This window comes from Actinoplanes italicus, assembly GCF_003001815.1.
Lineage (GTDB): Bacteria > Actinomycetota > Actinomycetes > Mycobacteriales > Micromonosporaceae > Actinoplanes > Actinoplanes italicus.
Genome location: NZ_PVMZ01000025.1, coordinates 9,031 through 26,610, shown reverse-complemented (window position 1 = coordinate 26,610; position 17,580 = coordinate 9,031). Strand labels below are relative to the sequence as shown.

Annotated in this window: 5 protein-coding genes; all 5 read left to right on the top strand. The window is 68.3% G+C overall.

Translation table 11 applies throughout. The features are described 5' to 3' along the window. Positions 1–6: 6 nt before the first annotated feature. The 5 genes from CLV67_RS41840 (at position 7) to CLV67_RS41820 (ending at position 17,435) form a co-directional block, all read left to right on the top strand. Positions 7–1,113, top strand: coding sequence for a hypothetical protein (locus CLV67_RS41840; protein ID WP_239166689.1), 1,107 nt, complete (start codon positions 7–9; stop codon positions 1,111–1,113). 125 nt (positions 1,114–1,238) lie between these two features. Further along, on the top strand, positions 1,239–4,133 hold the full coding sequence (locus CLV67_RS41835; RefSeq protein WP_106328907.1) for an SNF2-related protein: 2,895 nt from the start codon (positions 1,239–1,241) through the stop codon (positions 4,131–4,133). Continuing rightward, positions 4,130–8,908, top strand: coding sequence for a restriction endonuclease subunit M (locus tag CLV67_RS41830; protein WP_106328905.1), 4,779 nt, complete (start codon positions 4,130–4,132; stop codon positions 8,906–8,908). The genes CLV67_RS41835 and CLV67_RS41830 overlap by 4 nt, the downstream gene beginning before the upstream one ends. Next, the gene (locus CLV67_RS41825) at positions 8,905–15,282 is read left to right on the top strand and encodes a DEAD/DEAH box helicase (protein WP_106328903.1); all 6,378 of its coding nucleotides are present in this window, start codon (positions 8,905–8,907) and stop codon (positions 15,280–15,282) included. The genes CLV67_RS41830 and CLV67_RS41825 overlap by 4 nt, the downstream gene beginning before the upstream one ends. Beyond that, a complete protein-coding gene (locus CLV67_RS41820) occupies positions 15,282–17,435 on the top strand; it encodes a UvrD-helicase domain-containing protein (RefSeq protein WP_106328901.1) in 2,154 nt (717 codons plus the stop codon). Before CLV67_RS41825 ends, CLV67_RS41820 begins: the two co-directional genes overlap by 1 nt. Positions 17,436–17,580 lie beyond the last annotated feature (145 nt).

The window sequence follows — 17,580 nt, the reverse complement described above, 5'->3', positions numbered from 1 at the left end:
GTCATAGTGAGTGCCGATGAGCTGAGTGCCGCCTCGGCTCTGGCGCCCGAGACGCTGAGTCAGTATCTGTCGTCGGCCGGCTGGGAGCTGGAACAAAGTCTCGAACGGGCGACCTTGTGGACGCGGCGCGAGGACGACGGCGACTTCCAGGTGTTGGTCCCCGGTGATCGGGACTTGCGTGACTATGCGAGCCGCGTCTCCGACTTTCTCACCACCGTGGCTGCCGTCGAGGAGCGTCCGATCCGGCTGCTCCTTGACGATTTGGAGACTGCCGGCGCGGACACGCTCTCGTTCCGTCTGATGCCCAGCGGTCCGTCCGGGACGATCCCGCTGTTCAACGCGGTAGACGCCCTGGCCGGGGTGCGGGAACTGGTCGTGGCGTCCACGTACGCCCTGATGAGCGAGCAGCCGATGCTGGTGCAGGGGCGCCGACCGGACAGCGCGCTCGACTTCGCCCGCACTGTGCGATTGGGAACTCCGCGCGCGGGAAGCTGGGCGATCGCGGCGCAGCTCGCCGTGCCACGAGCCGACGTGAATGCCGATCCGCCACTTGCTCGCCGGGTGTCGTTGCAGATGCACCGTGCGGTGCGGGCGTGTTATGCCGCCTCGGGCGAGGCGCAGCGCAACTTTGATCTCGGACTGTTCCTGCGCCTGACCGGTGAGGGTGTATCGGCGAACGTCTGTGACGCGCTGGCCAAGCTCGGCCGCGACGGCGTTCCCTACGACGTCAGGTTCAACTGGGCCAGCCAGCTGCCTTCGTCCGTGCCGCCTCGGTCGTTCCGCTTCAGCACTCGGCGGATCGAGGTTCTGCGCACGGCGGCAGAGCAGCTCAAGGTGGCGGTTCCCGACGGGGAGGTCACGGTCGAGGGTCAGGTCAGCAGGTTGCGGCGGGATATCGGCGAGGGTGGCCAGGCGACCGTGAAGGGCCCGATCTCCACCGTGTACGGCTCCTCGGAACGGTCCGTGCGGGTACTGCTGCCGGACGCCCTCTATCAACAGCTCGTCGACGCACATGGGCGTCGTCGGCATGTGCGGGTCACCGGTACTGCCGTGCGCGGGCGGATCGAGCGGGTTTCCCACGTCGAGGTTCTGGGCGGCGTCACCGAAACCTGACCCGGCGTGGCCTGCGGTGGTTCCATCATCCATAGATCCATGGCAGCCTTTTGTGCCATACAGGAAGACGAATGGACGGTCTCATCCGTACTCTCAGTCCACATAGGATTTTGAGCGCATGGCGCATGGCGCGAGGGGAGAGTGGGACGACCGTGGACAAAGCCCTTTCCGAGGCACCACTCGAATTGGCGCCGGGGTCGGTGGTGGTCATCCGGGACGAGGAATGGCTAGTGCAGACCGCGGAGGAAACCGCGGACGGGCTCCTCATGCACGTCCGAGGCTTGAGTGAACTGGTTCGCGATGCCAGCGCCAGCTTCTACGCTTCCCTCGACCGCGTCGAACCACTCGACCCGGCAGCAGCGAGCGTCGTGGCGGACGACAGCCCGCGCTACCGCAAGGCCCGCCTCTGGCTGGAATCCACGTACCGCAAGACCGCCGTTCCGCTCGCCGATCGCTCGCTCACCGTTGCCACACAGGCCCTGGCGACACCGTTGAGCTACCAGCAGACCGCCGTGCGCAAGGCACTCGACCCGGACAACCTACGTCCCCGGATCCTGCTGGCCGATGCGGTCGGGCTCGGCAAGACCCTGGAAATCGGCATGATCCTGTCGGAGTTGGTCCGCCGGGGCCGAGGCGAGCGGATCCTCATCGTGACGCCCCGCCACGTGCTCGAACAGATGCAGCAGGAATTGTGGTCGCGATTCGCGCTGCCGTTCGTCCGCCTCGACTCCGCCGGGATCCAGCGGGTTCGGCAGAAGCTTCCGGCGAACCGCAACCCGTTCACCTATTTCCGGCGGGCGATCATCTCGATCGACACGCTGAAGTCGGAGCGGTACGCGGCCAGTCTGAAGAAGCAGCGCTGGGACGCCGTCGTCATCGACGAATCGCACAACCTGGCCAATGCGTCCACGCAGAACAACAAGCTGGCCCGCACACTGTCCCGAAATACCGAGACGCTGATCCTGGCGTCGGCGACCCCACACAACGGGCGCAAGGAATCCTTCGCCGAGCTGATCCGGCTGCTCGACCCGTCCGCGATCCCGCCCGGCGGCGAGCTGGTGGCCGAGGAGATCGAACGGCTGGTGATCCGCCGCCATCGGCACAGCGACGAGGTGGCCGGGGTGGTCGGTGCAGACTGGATGGAACGACAGGAACCGGAGAATCTGTTGGTGCCCGCGAGCCCGGCGGAGAACGCGGTCGCCCGCGAACTCGAGGACGTCTGGCTGTGGCCGCCGGACCAGCGCACCCCCTACTCGGGGCAGAACGCGTCGCTGTTCCCCTGGACGCTGGCCAAGGCCTTCCTTTCGTCACCGGCCGCACTGGCCGAGACCGTCCGGCAGCGCCTGGGCCGACTCCAGCACGACGCCGCCGCCACGGTCGAACGAGCGGCCCTGGAACGGCTGGCCGCCCTGAACGCGACGGCGCAGGCGGCCGGCTCGGCCAAGTACACCCGGCTGGTCCAGCGGCTCCGGGAGATCGGCGTCGGATCCGGTTCGCCGATCCGGGCGGTGGTGTTCGCCGAGCGGGTCGCCACCCTGACCTGGCTGCACAGACACCTTCCTGCCGACCTCGGAGTGCCCGCCGAGGCCGTCGCGATCATGCACGGTGGCCTGCCCGACGACGAGCAGCAGCGCGTGGTGGACGCCTTCAAGCAGGAACACGCCCCGGTCCGGGTCCTGGTCACCGGCGACGTCGCCTCCGAAGGGGTCAACCTGCACGCCCAGTGCCACGAGCTGATCCACTACGACATCCCGTGGAGCCTGATCCGCATCGAGCAGCGCAACGGCCGCATCGACCGGTACGGCCAGCAGCACCCACCCCGGATCACCGCCTTGCTGCTGGAGCCGGACGGCGACCGCTTCGCCGGCGACATCCGCATCCTGGCGAAACTGGTCGACAAGGAGAACGAGGCGCACCGCGCGCTCGGCGACGTGGCCTCCCTGATGGGCCAGTACGACGTGAATGGCGAGGAGGACGCCATCCGTGCCGTCCTGGCCGGGCAGCGTGACCTGGACGAGGTGGTACGCACGCCGGACGAGGTACTGGCCGGTGACGACCTGTCGGCGATGTTCTTCGGCATCGTCGACGCCGACGACACCGACGAAGAGCCGCTGCCCGAGACGACCGTAACCGCCGGGTCAGGGCTCTACCCGGACGAGGTCTCGTACCTCGACGAGGCGCTGCACGCCGCCTTCGTCGACCCGACCAGGCCGCTGAGCAACAACGGTGTCTCCTGGCGTCGAGACCCCGCCTTCGGCACCGCCGAGCTGACCCCGCCACCTGACCTGGTGCAACGCCTCGACGTACTGCCGCAGAGCTATCTCGCCGACCGGCGGGTCACCGACAAGCTCGTCCTGGCCACCACCCAGGCCCGGGGCAAGGACCGGCTGGAGCAGGCGCTGCGCGACGACACCGGCTCCAGTTGGCCGGACGCGCACTACCTGAGCCCTCTGCACCCGGTGCTGGATTGGGCTTCCGACCGGGCCCTGGCCGGGCTGGGCCGCAACCAGGTGTTCGCGGTCCGCGGCGACGTCGACGAACTGACCGTGCTGCTGCTGGGCACGCTGACCAACCGGCGAGGCCAGGTCGTCTCGGCGGCGTGGTTGACCGTGGAGTTCCCGATGCCCGGCGACCTCGTGTTCGCCCTGGTGAGCCCACATCCGTCGGCCTCCGCGGCACTGGCCGCGCTGGGCTTCGACACCGCCCGGTCCAACCCCGGCCCGGTGCCCGAGGCAGAGGCGCTAGGCCCGTTCATCCCACCGGCCGTGCACCACGCCCGCGAGCAGATGCGTGACCTGTTCGCCGTGGTCGAGAAGGACGTCGCGCACCGCGTCGAACAGTGGTCCCACCGGCTCGCCCAATGGCAGCACGACGCCGATGCACTCATCCAGCGCCGCGATCTCAAGCAGCGTCGGGTCAGCATCGGCCAGGAGCAGCGGCTGGTCGCCGACATGAACCCGGACCGGCAACTGGTGCGCCCGCTGCTGGTCGTCGTGCCGTCGACGGGAGGGCGGGCGTGAGCGTGTCCGACGCGATCCTGGTCGGTGAGGGCTGGATCTCCGAGCACTACTTCACCACCGACGCGACGAAGGAGTCGTTCCGCGCCCGGGTGCTGGAACGCCGTAAGACGTGGGACGCGGAGGCCGACAACCGCCGGCCCACCCCGCGTAGCCGGTTCACCGAGGCCCGGCAGGAGCTGGAAGCCGATCTGGCCAAGCTCGGCGAGCTGACCGATGTGGAGGCTGACCTCGGCGCCACCGACCCGCAGACCATCGCCGCCGCGGTCGCCTCGATCCATGAGCGCATCGTCGGCATCCTGGAACTGCGCGAGCACGGCCTTGTCGTCGGCGGGGACGGGCCGATCCTGCGCGTCTCGGCCCCCGGCATCACCGATCGGGCCTCGCTGGTCGTGGTGCTCGCCCAGCCGGTCGTCACGGTCGAGGACATCCTCGCCAAGGACGGCCGGACACTGGCCGCACCGGTGCGCCTCCACGACGACGGCGACGAGCTGACCTCAGCGGCGAAGCTGACCTCCGCCCTGTTCGGCGAGGACGACGGCCCCGACCTGATCCTGATCCTGGCCGGCCGGTGGGCGGTGCTGACCGAACGGGATCGCTGGGCGGAGGGCCGTTACCTCGCCATCGACCTGCAACTGATCTGCGAACGCAACGACACCAGACGCGGCGGCGAGGTAGACCGCATCCTGACCTGCCTGTCCGCCGAGTCAATCGCGCCGGACGCGGACGGCAACCTGTGGTGGACCGCCGTTCTCGACGAGTCGATCAAACACACCGTCGGGGTCTCCAAGGACCTTCGCGAGGGCGTACGGCTGTCCATCGAGATCATCGCCAACGAGGTCGTCGCCCGCCGCCGCGCCCACGGCCTCGCACCGCTGCCCGCCGCCGAAGCCCAGCCGCTGGCCAAGCAGGCGTTGCGCTTCCTCTACCGCATCCTCTTCCTGCTGTACGCGGAGGCGTCGCCCGAGCTGGGTGTGCTGCCGGTCGGGGCTCCCGAGTACGACCGGGGCTACAGCCTGGACCGGCTGCGGGAACTCGTCCAGGTCGAGTTGGCCACCCCGCGTGCCCGCGCCGGCACGCACCTCTACGAGTCGCTGGGCGTGTTGTTCGAGCTGGTCGACCGGGGACACCAGACCGCCGACCCGGACGACGAGGCGCTGACCGCGCCGGGGCTCACCTTCAACCCGCTGCGCGCCGACCTGTTCCGGCCCAGCGCCACGGCGCAAATCGACGCGGTCGGCCTCGGCAACGCCGCCCTCCAGGAGGTCCTCACCCACCTGCTGCTGAGCAAGGAGCGACGGGGCAAGGACCGAGGCTTCATCTCGTACGCGGAACTGGGCATCAACCAGCTCGGCGCGGTCTACGAGGGCCTGATGTCGTACACCGGGTTCTTCGCCGGCACCGACCTGTACGAGGTCGCCAAGGGCGGTGACGGCACCAAGGGCTCCTGGGTGGTGCCGGTGGACCGTACCGACGGCATCGAATCCTCCGACTTCGTCAAGCAGCCCGACAAGGTGACCGGCGAGCCGCGCCCGGTGCTGCACCCGCAGGGTTCGTTCGTGTTCCGGCTGGCCGGGCGCGAACGCCAGCAGTCGGCGTCCTACTACACCCCCGAGGTGCTGACGAAATTCACCGTCGGGCAGGCCTTGGAGGAACTGCTCGACCAGAACGGTGAACGCACACCGGCCGCCGACATCCTCGGCATGACGATCTGCGAACCGGCGCTCGGCTCGGGCGCGTTCGCCATCGAAGCGGTTCGGCAGCTCGCCGACCAGTACCTCAAGCGCCGCCAAAGCGAACTGGCAGCCGAGGGCAAGCGGATCGACCCGGACGACTACCCGAAACGTCTGCAGGAGGTGAAGGCCTACCTGGCCCTGCACAACGTGTACGGCGTCGACCTGAACGGCACCGCCGTCGAACTCGCCGAGATCACCCTCTGGCTCGACACGATGGTGCAGGGCCTGTCGGCACCGTGGTTCGGCCTGCACCTGCGGCGCGGCAACTCGCTGATCGGCGCCCGTCGGGCCGTCTACCGCCGCAGCCAGGTCGCCGACAAATCATGGTTGGGCGCGGTGCCGGACGAGGTGCCCCTGACCTCGCTGGTCGAGGACATCGAAGCCGAGCGGGTCGCCACCGACGGCATCCACCACTTCCTGCTGCCTGCCGACGGCTGGGGCTCAGCCGCGGACGCCAAGGAAGCCGCGGCACTCGCGCCCGACGCGGCGAAGAAACTCAAGACCTGGCGAGGCAGCACAAAAACCAAACCCACCAAGCAAACCATCGACGCGTACGCCGAACTGGCGCACCGCGTGGAGTCGTTGTGGCAGATCGCCTACCGTCGGCTGGACATCGCCGAGAAGCAGATCCGCCGTTCCATCCCGGTGTGGGAGGCTGGGGACCTGCCCGCCGGGGGTGCGGTGACCCGCGAGCAGATCGAATCGGCGCTTGCCGATCAGGGCGGTGCCTACCGTCGACTGCGCCGAGCTATGGACGCCTGGGCTGCCTTGTGGTTCTGGCCTCTCACTGACGAGCTCGCTACCGTGAACGGCAAGGTGGTCGAGCCGCCGACCGTCACGCAATGGATCGAAGGCTTGCAAGCGCTGCTGGGTCGCAACCCGGACCTGAAGTCGGCTCGCCACAAAGAGCGCAATGTGGCGCGATGGACCAGTCGATCGCTGTCGAACCGAAATGTCGGCGTGGCAGCCAGAACAGCCTTCCGGGCCGGTATCGACTGGGAAGAACTGAACCAGGCCGAGGCGATGGAACTCAGCTTCGCCAACGCCGAGGGTATGGATGAGGTGCTGAGGAAGAATCCGTGGCTGGTGGTGTGCGAGCGCATCGCCCACCGGCAGGGCTTCTTCCACTGGCAGCTGGACTTCGCCACCGTGTTCACTCGCGGCGGCTTCGACCTCCAGGTCGGCAACCCGCCCTGGGTACGGCCTGACGTCGACGTGTCGGCCCTGCTCGCCGAGGGCGACCCATGGTGGCAACTCGCGCCAAAACCGACGCAGGCGGAGGTGGCCGTTAAGCGTGATGCCACCCTCGACCTGCCTGGTGTGCTAAACCTGGTCATCGACGGCACGGCGGACACCGTTTGCATCGGTTCGTTCGTTAGTGCGACGCCGCAATATCCGCATCTTGTCGGTCTGCGACCCGACCTGTACCGCTGCTTCATGGAGGTGATGTGGCGGCACGGTTCGGCCCGCGGCACCATCGGCATGATTCACCTGAACTCCCACTTCACCGACGAGAACGCAGGCCCTCTTCGCGCCGAGCTTTACTCACGACTCCGCCGCCACTGGCACTTCATCAACCAGCTGCTGCTCTTTGAAATCCAAAATCACAAACACTTCGGCATCACGGTGCACGGATTCCCGCAGAGTGAGCCGGGCTTCACCCAGGCGAGTTGGCTCTATCACCCCGATACGGCGGTGCGTTCCCTGGTGCACGACGGCTCCGGGCCGGAGCCTGGACTCAAGGACGACGAGGGTCACTGGGACGTGCGTCCGCACCGCTCGCGGATCACTAAAGTCACCGAGGATACGTTGCGCGCCTGGCACGCCACAATGGAGGCCGGCGATGTGCCGATCCGGCAAACCCGGATGGTATACGCAGTTAACCAGTCATCGGCGGCTGTTCTTGAAAAGCTGTCTCGCGCACCGCGTATCGGGGAACTCGGTCTTCTTTCCTCACAAGGGTGGAACGAGACGACGGATCGACGCAAGGGGTATTTCGAGTCGGAGTGGAGTGTGCCGTCGTCCTGGGATGACGTGATTCTCCAAGGGCCGCATCTGTATGTCTCGACGCCTATTAATAAGACGCCAAATCCCACCTTAGTCAGCAATAAGGATTGGTCGGTGACGGACTTCGAGGCGCTGGCGGCCGACGCGATCCCGGCGACGGCCTACCAGCGCCGAGGCGACCGCTATGACTACGACTGCGCCTACACCGACTGGGGCAACGAGGACCGCCCCGACCCTGCCCGCGACCACTACCGCATAGCCTGGCGCCGCATGGCCGCCAACCAGGGCGAACGTACCCTGATTCCAGCAATCATCCCACCAGGTGCAGCTCACGTGCATCCGGTGCACACGATGATCGTCGCCGGTGGTGGTGCAAGCAAGCTCCCGGTGGTCAGCGCATTCGTCTCGTCGATTGTCTCTGACTACTCAGTGCGGTGCGCACCGAAGTCGGAGATTTCGTTCGGCACCATCGGACGGCTTCCCATCTCTGAGGACCATGAGCTGAGCGATGCGTTGATGATTCGTGTTTTGCGCCTCAACTGTGTGACCGCCGTATATGCGGAGCTCTGGTCTCGCTGCTACACGGACCAGTTTCACGATGACGCTTGGGCGGGAGGACTTGTGCATTCCCGTCGCTTCGGCCTTGAGCAGGTAGGGCCGGAGTGGACAGCGGAGACGCCGTTGCGGGTTGCGGCGGATCGGCGGCAGGCGCTGGTGGAGATCGATGCGCTGGTGGCGCTTGCTCTCGGGTTGACCGCTAACGAGTTGTGCGCGATATACCGGACCCAGTTCGCCGTGCTGCGCGGCTACGACCGCAACGTCTACTTCTACGACGCGAACGGTCGGCTTGTGCCCAACTCGGTGCTCACGGTCTGGCGCAAGAAGGGCGACCGAGTCACCGCCGAGGAGCGCACCGCCACCAACCAGGCCGGGAACACCTACACCTATGAGCTGCCGTTCGTCACCCTGGACCGGGAGGCGGACATGCGGGAGGCGTATGCGGTCTTCGAGCAGCGTCTGCGGGATCGTCAATGACCGAGCTGCTGCCGACCGTCCAGGCGGCCAACGTCCGACACAGTCTCGTCGACTACCTGACGACGACGTTCGCGCTGACCGAGGCGGACCCTCGTGACGGCCTCGACACGTTCTTGTCCGATCCGGTCACCGGCATGTTCAAGGGTCCGTACGTACGCCTGCGACTGCCGTTCCGACCAGCCGAGCCGGGCTGGCGGCAGCACCTCGACTGGTATGCGGGCCCGGCTCCCTATGGTCATCAGGCCGCCGCGTTCGCCCGGCTGACCTCGCTGGGCGGGCGGCGCCCGCAGCCGACGCTGGTCACCACCGGCACCGGATCGGGCAAGACCGAGGCGTTCCTGTACCCGATCCTGGATCATGTGCGCCGGGCCCGGCTGGAGGGTGTCACCGGGATCAAGGCCCTGGTCCTCTACCCGATGAACGCGCTCGCCAACGACCAGGCAGCCCGCCTCACCAGTCTGCTCACCGGCCATCCGGAGTTGGCGTCGATCACCGCGGCGCTCTACACCGGGGAGAAGACCCGGCCGCGAACCATGGTCACCGTGGAGGGACTGATCACCGACCGTGGTGTCATCCGGGACACCGCCCCCGACATCCTGCTCACCAACTACAAGATGCTCGACCAGTTGCTGCTGCGTCATGAGGACCAGAGGCTGTGGCGGCAGTCCGCGACCAGTCTGCGTTACCTGGTGCTCGATGAGTTCCACACCTATGACGGTGCGCAGGGCACCGACGTGGCGATGCTGCTGCGCCGCCTCGGCCTGGCCCTGAGGAGCCACTGGCGTGACGACGATCCGGCCGTCACCGACGATGCCCGGACGCGGCCGCTCGGGTTGATCACACCGGTGGCGACGTCGGCCACCCTCGGGGACAAGGGCGATCCGGGCGCAATGCTCGGTTTCGCCGAAACCGTGTTCGGTGAGCCGTTTCCCGCCGACGCGGTGGTGACCGAGTCCCGGCAGGAGCTCGCCGAGTGGGTGGGCGACGCGGACGCCGTCGTCGCCGACGCCGGGTTCTCCGTCGCGGAGGCGTTCAGGGCTGAGGATGTACGCGCGGTCGTTGACGATCTCGGTGCCGACCCGGACGGCGCGGCTCTGGCCCGTACCGTCCTCGGTCTGCTCTGGGCCGGTGACCGGGACCGGCTCGCCGCGGCCGGGCCTGACCTGCTGCTCGCCCTGGTGAAAGCGCACCCGCTGGTGCAGGAACTCGCCTTCGAGACCGCCGATGCGATCAGCGTCGACGACCTGGTCCGCCGGATCGCGGGCCAGGCCGACCGGCGTACCTCCAGCCTCGCGGCGGGCGGCTTCGACGCCGACTGGGCGCGGGCGATCACCGCTGTGGTGGCGGCCCTCGGGCACATCCGGGCGATCGTCGGACGGGACGCGCTTGCCGTCGACGTGCACCTGTGGGTGCGTGAGCTGACTCGCATCGACCGGGCCGCGGACACCACGGCCCGCTTCCGCTGGGGCGACGACGGGCCGCCGGTGGCCGGCGGCGACACCGAGGACATCCGGCCGTCGTTCCCGGCCGTCTACTGCCGGTTCTGCGGCCGGTCTGGCTGGGGTGTCGCGCTCGCCCCGGTCGGCACCGGCCTAGCCGTCGACGACGAGACCATCCGGCGCAATCACGCCAACCACGAGGGGCGGTTCCGGGCCCTGCTGTACGCGCCGGCCGAGGCCGATGCAGCTTACGACGGGGCGGCATACCCCGACGGGCTGGCCTGGTTCTCGGTACGTGGCCGCGAACTGCTCACCGCACCCCCGGGTGACGACGATCGCGACCTGCGGGACGGCTGGATTCTGCCGGTGCTGACCAGCGCCGGACGCGATGCCGACGAGCACGCGCGGCTCGACATCTGCCCGTCGTGTGCCCAGCCGGACGGGATTCGCTTCCTGGGCAGTGCCATCGCCACCCTGCTGTCGGTGTCGCTGTCCACGCTGTTCGGCTCGGCGGCCCTGGACGTACAGGAGAAGAAGGCGCTGGTCTTCACCGACTCGGTGCAGGACGCGGCGCACCGGGCCGGTTTCGTTGAGGCCCGCTCGCACACGCTGACCCTGCGTGCGGCACTCAACGCCGCGATCGCCCCCGGCACCCTCACCCTGGACACGCTGGTCGAGGACGTGATCCAGCGCACCGGTACGGACCACTTCCAGCGCTATCGACTGCTCGGTCCCGACTGCGTCGACCGGGAGTCGTTCACCCCGTTCTGGACGTCGAAGACGCTGCGGGGGGTGCCTGCACGGGTGATGTCCCGGGTTCGGAAACGGCTCGCGCTCGACGTTGCGCTGGAGTTCGGGCTCAACTCGCGTACCGGCCGAACCCTCGAACTGACCGGTGCCGCCACCGTCGAGGTGGATGCCGGCCCACCGGCCCGGATGGTCGCCGCCGCCCGAACCGTGCTGGCCGGGTTCGTGGTCCAGAACCCGCTCGGCTCGGAGCACGGCGAACCGGCCGACGAGACGCTGGTGCAGTGGGTGCGGGGCGTACTGGACCGGATGCGAGCACAGGGCGCGATCGACCATCCCTGGTTCACCACCTTCCGTCAGGAGGACGGCAACCGCTGGTCCATCTGGGGTGGGCGGCCCCGCGGCGACGGCATGCCCGCCTTCCCCAACACCCGGCCAGCTCCGAGCTATCCGCGCGTCGGCGGGGCGGCCAACCCGGTACGTGACAGCGACCTGGACGCGGTCACCTCGGCACAGTCCTGGTACGCGCGCTGGACCTCCCGGGCGTTGTCGGTCAGCCCAGCCGACGGCGGGCGGCTTGCTCGGCTGCTGCTCGACCGGCTGGCCCGCGATGGTGTTCTCGCCACCGTCACCAGCCGGAGCGGCGCCACCGTCTACGCGCTCCCGCCGTCCGGTGTTCAGGTCGCCCCGGCCCGGCCTGCTGACCTGGCCGCGCGACGGCACCTGTTGGCCTGCGACACCTGCCGGGCCCTGGTGCCGGGCAGCCGCATCACCGTCGACCAGCTCGACGGTGCGCCGTGCATGCTGGTGCGCTGCCACGGCCGGCTCACCCGGGAAGTCCTGGCTGACAACTTCTACCGCCGGCTCTACGCATCCCCGGACATGCGCCGGATCGTCGCGCGTGAACACACCAGTCTGCTCGACGACGCCACCCGGCTGAGCTACGAGGACGGCTTCAAGAAGTCCTCGACCGAGCCGCAGGCACCGAACGTGCTGGTCGCCACCCCCACCCTGGAAATGGGCATCGATATCGGCGACCTGTCCACCGTGCTGCTGTCGTCGCTGCCCCGTACCGTCGCGTCCTATCTGCAGCGGGTCGGGCGGGCCGGGCGTCTCACCGGAAACGCCCTCAATCTGGCCTACCTCACCGGGCGCGGCGACCAACTGCCCAAGCTCGGCGACCCGCTGTCGGTCATCAACGGCGAGGTACGCCCGCCCGCCACCTATCTGAGCGCCGAGGAGATCCTGCGCCGGCAGTTTACCGCCTGCCTCGTCGACGGCATGGCCCGCGACGAGCGGCACACCCATCCGACCAGCGCGCAGCAGGCCATCGGAGCCAGTGACCCGGACTCGTTCCTCGGCGAACTCATCGCCGCCGCCGAGGCGGGTGGTGCCGCGGCGGTCCGCCGGTTCACCGATACCATCGGATCGTTGCCCGAGGCCACGATCACCGCGCTCACCGATTTGGTCAGCCCGTCGGCCGGTGCCGGCACCAGCCTGTTCGCCGGAAACGTACACGCCGCCAGCAGACGGTGGCAGCAGACCGTGGAGACCCTCAAACGGCGCCAGATCGAGGTCAACAAGGTGTTGCCCGAGTTGGAGGCCAAGTACGCGTCGCCAGCCCGCACCGACGACGACAAGCGGGCCCTGCGATCGGCCAAGACCACCCGCAAGCTGATCGGCGGGCAGCTCGCGCACCTACGCGGCGAATACTGGATCAGTGTGCTGGAGGAGCACGGGCTGCTGCCCAACTACACGCTGCTCGACGACACCGTCACCCTCGCCGTCGGGATCAGCTGGACGAACCCCGACTCCGGCGAATTCGAGAGCGACAGCGCCCAGTTCCAGCGCGGATCGGCGCAGGCCATTCGCGAGTTCGCGCCCGGTGCCACCTTCTATGCCCGAGGCTGGGAGATCGCCGTCGACGCGATCGACCTCGGCATCGACGGCGAATCCATCCGTCCCTGGGCGTTCTGCCCCGCTTGTGGCTACGCAGCCGACATCGCCGCCACCGGCCGGGAACAGCAGATCGCCAAGTGCCCGCGATGCGGCAGCACCGGCATCGCCGACACCGGCCAGCGCCTCGACGTCGTCGAACTGTCGCACGTCTCCGCCGAGGTACGCCGTGACGAGGTGAAGATCTCCGACCGGCGTGATCAGCGTGACCGCATCCCGTTCCAGCTCATCACGGCCGCTGACATCGATCCGGCCGGCATCGCGGCCAAGTGGTTCGCCGAGAACACCGGGCTGGGCTGCACCTATCTGCGCAGCATGGACCTGCGCTGGCTCAACGTCGGTGTCTCCGGCCACGGCACATCACGGATCATCTCGGCCGACGAACGTACCGGCGCGTTGTTCCGGGTGTGCAGTGGATGCGGCAAGCTCGACACCGACTCCGGTCGCAACCGCCCGCACGAACATCGCGCGTGGTGCCCGTATCGCAAGGCGGAGGTGGAGAACACTGTCGCCGTAGCCCTTTCCCGCACCCTGCGTACTCAGGGGCTGCTGCTGCGCCTGCCGTACGCGGTCACCCTCGGCGACGACTTCGCCGTGCCCAGCCTGGCCGCGGCGATCCTGCTCGGGCTGCGGGAACAGATCGGCGGGCACCCCGACCATCTGCGGGTCGAACATGTCGTCGATCCCACCCTCAGCGACGGCACCGACAACCACGACGCGCTGCTGCTGCACGATGTGGTGCCCGGTGGCACCGGATACCTCGCTGACTTGGCCGCCCCGGACCGGCTCCGCGATCTGCTCACGCTCGCCTGGCAGCAGGTCCGCGACTGCGAGTGCCAGCATGAAGACCGCCTCGCCTGTCACCGCTGCCTGCTGCCGTTCACCCCGCCCGCCGCATTGCGCCGGACATCCCGCGCCGCCGCTGTGCGGCACCTCGCCCACCTGCTCGGCCTGCGCGAGGACGCCGACTCAGCCGACGGGCCGCCGTGGACGCTCGTCCAGACTCCACCGCGGGACAGCCCTGAATCACACCTGGAACAACGCTTCCGCAAGCTGATCGCGAAGCGGCTGACGGCTGTCGGGGCAGCCACCACCGAGGTGCCGAAACCTTGGGGCAATGCCCTACGCTTCACCCTGCCCGGCGATCACCGCCAATGGACGCTGACGCCGCAGGTGAACGTCGAGAACTCGCGCCCCGACTTCCTGCTGGAAACCAACGACACGGCTGTGCCGGCCGTTGCTGTCTTCACTGACGGTCACGCCTTTCACGCCGTCGCGTCGCGTAACCGGCTCGCCGACGACGCCGAGAAACGACAGGTGCTGCGGGACACCGGCCGGATCGTGCTGGCCGTCACCGCGGCCGATATCGCCTCGGCCGAGCAGGAAGTCCCGGTGGCACCGGCCTGGTTCTCCGAGGCCACCGTGGCCCGGCTGATCAAGCAGGCCCCGTTCCAGGCCGCGCCCAGCGCGTACGAAGCGCTGCGGGCCGGCCCGATCACCTGGTTGCTCGGGTGGGTGTCCGCGCCCAGCCCGGCGGACCTCGGGATCGTCGCGCGGGCCGCGCCGATGTTCCTGGTCGACGGCCAGTCCCGCCGTACCTGCGCAGCCGGGGTCAGCCTCGCGTCGATCGGGCGAGCCGCACTGCTCAGCGAGGAGCTGCCACCTGGTGACCGGACCATTCTGGTCCGGCAGTTCGGTGCGCTCGCCGTCGTCGTCGAGCCGACGAAGACGGCAGTACACGCCGCGTTGGTGCTCGACGACCGGGCGCAGGCCCTCGACGCTGCGCACGCCGACGCCTGGCGGCTGTGGCTCCAATTGTCCAACGCGATGTCGCTTCGTGACTGGCCCACTGTCATCACGACCACCAGTCAAGTGGGAAGCCCGGTCACTGTTGCGGCGGCACCGGAGCCGGCCGACCCCGGTGGGCTTCCCGACGTCGTGGACGACAGCTGGGCAACCGCGTACGAGTCGGCCGCGCCAGGTGCGGAGCGCGAGCTGATTCGGCTCCTGGTCACCGGCGGCAGCCTCGAAGCCCCACTGATCGGTGTGGAAGGCCCGCAGGGCATCCCGATGGACTTCTGCTGGCCGCGCCAGCGCATCGCCGTTGACCTCTACGACATGCCCGACGAGGACCGCGCCGACCTCAGCTCCGCCGGCTGGCACGTGGTGCCGCCGGACCCGGACGCCATCGTCGCCGCGCTGACCGAGACCACCGACCGCAGGGAGCGCTGATGCCGACCATCATCATGACCAAGTGGCCTGTCAAGATTGACGGCTCGGTCAAGGCCAAGGCGATGACCTACCTGCAGAAGCTCTCCGCCGACGACACCACAACCGGTTTGCACATCGAACCGATCGCCGGTGCGGCCGACTCCCGGGTACGCACAGGCCGCGTCGACCAGTTCTGGCGTGCCGTGATGTTCCGGCTCGACGGCGCAGGGGAGAGCCACTACGTCATCCATGGCGTGTGGCCCCACGATGACGCCCTTGTCGTCGCTGCCCGGGTCCGCCTCAAGGTCAACCCGATCAATGGCCTGCCGCAGATCGAGGAGGCCGAGCCCGAGCCTCGGCCGGCCGACACACGACTGGCGACATCATCCGCCGCCAGCTCCTCGGGGCCGGCGGCAGAGTCTCTGCTGGGACGGATCGGGCGTACGCGCGCCGACCTCGTCGACCGGCTTGGTGTCCCCGCCGACATCGCCGACCAGGCATTGGCCGCACCGGACGAAGACGCCGTTCTCGACCTCGCTCAACAACACGAAGGCTGGCTCGGGCTGCTCCTAGTCGACCTGGCCACCTCGGACTCGATCGACAGCATCGCCGAGCGGCTGCAACTCGAGGCGCCCGAACAGACGGGTGACGAAGACGCCGACCTGCTGCGCTCGCTCAAGCAACCCGCTGCCCAGGCACAGTTCACGTTCATCGACGGCCAGGAAGAACTTCGCCGGGTCATTGAAAAGGGCGACTTCGGTTCGTGGCGGGTGTTCCTCCACCCTGAGCAGCGCCGGTACGCGGTACGCCGATACAAGGGCCCCTTCAGGCTTTCCGGTGGCGCCGGAACCGGCAAGACCGTCGTACTCATCCACCGAGCCCGAGTGCTGGCTCGAGAACAGCCCGACGCCCGGATCGTGCTGACCACGTTCACCACGAACCTGGCCGATGCCCTACGTGACGGTCTTGCCCAACTCGACCCGACGGTTCCGCAGGCGACTGCCCTCAACACACCCGGCGTATACGTGACCGGCGTCGACGCCCTCGCAGCCGCCGTCATCCGCGCTGCCGGCGCCGGCATCGGCGATGCCGTCAAGACCGTCCTGGGCGATGCCCGAACCACCCCTACGGCGCGCACCCCGAACGGCCGATGGCGAGAGGTCATCGAGGCGTCATCGTCGAAGCTGCCCCCGGAAATCGCCAACGAGACCTTCCTCAGCGCCGAATACGCCCTCATTGTCCTGCCCCAACGGGTGAAGAACGAGAACGAATACCGCCGTGTCCGACGACCCAGCCGTGGTGTCGCCTTGGACCGCGCCAAACGGGACAGCGTGTGGGCGTTGATCGCGGCGTACCGCGCTCAGTGCCGCATCGACGGCACGCTTGATTTCGCCGAGGCCGCAGCCGTCGCCGCCGCCCACCTGGAGACCAGCGGCAGCCAAGCCGACCACGTGCTCGTCGATGAAGGTCAGGACCTGTCACCGACGCACTGGCAAATGCTGCGAGCCCTGGTCGCCGAGGGCGAGGACGACCTGTTCATCGCTGAGGACTCCCACCAGCGTATCTACGGCAACCGGACTGTCCTGGTCCGGTACGGCATCAAGATTGTCGGCCGCTCGCAGCGGCTCACCCTCAACTACCGCACGACCGCGCAGAACCTGCGCTACGCGATGGCGATGCTCGATGGCGGCGACTACGTCGACCTGGAAGAACGTGCGGAGGCCACCGGCTACCGCTCGGCGCGATCGGGGCCGAGGCCGGTAGTGGAGACCGTGGAGTCGCTTATCACCGAACTCGACACCATTGCCGATCGCATCCGCTCCTGGCTCGACGGCGGGACGGCACCCGAGACAATCGCTGTCCTCGTGCACGACAAGTTCCAGCGTGAGCGAGTTGTCAACGCACTCAACGAACGCGGCGTGCAGGCACGAGCGATCGATCGCGATCGTCCGGCGGAGGGCCGGGTGCTGGTGATGACCATGCACCGGGCGAAAGGCATGGAGTTCGTCAAGGTCGTACTCGCCGACGTCGGCTTCCGTTCGGCTGCCGAGAAGGCTCGGCTTGACGGCCTGGACGACATTGAACGGCACGATGCCGAGCTTCGCGCTCGCTCACTTCTATACGTAGCCGCGACCCGTGCGCGCGACGAACTCGCCGTGGTCCAACGCCGATAGCTTCCGGCATATGGATTACGGGCCGCGCGGGCTGAATTAGCCAGCCATCACGTGTCACTCGATCGAGTGGTGTCGACGTCCGCTCGTCGCCTCGGTGCGGAGGCCTCGTTGAAAAAGGTGAAGGCTTCTCTGATCTGGAGGGCCC

Excerpts from the sequence above, each read along its gene's own strand:
- CLV67_RS41835 (WP_106328907.1), top strand. The coding sequence starts at position 1,239 with ATGGCGCGAGGGGAGAGTGGGACGACCGTGGACAAAGCCCTTTCCGAG.
- CLV67_RS41825 (WP_106328903.1), top strand. The coding sequence starts at position 8,905 with ATGACCGAGCTGCTGCCGACCGTCCAGGCGGCCAACGTCCGACACAGT.
- CLV67_RS41820 (WP_106328901.1), top strand. The coding sequence starts at position 15,282 with ATGCCGACCATCATCATGACCAAGTGGCCTGTCAAGATTGACGGCTCG.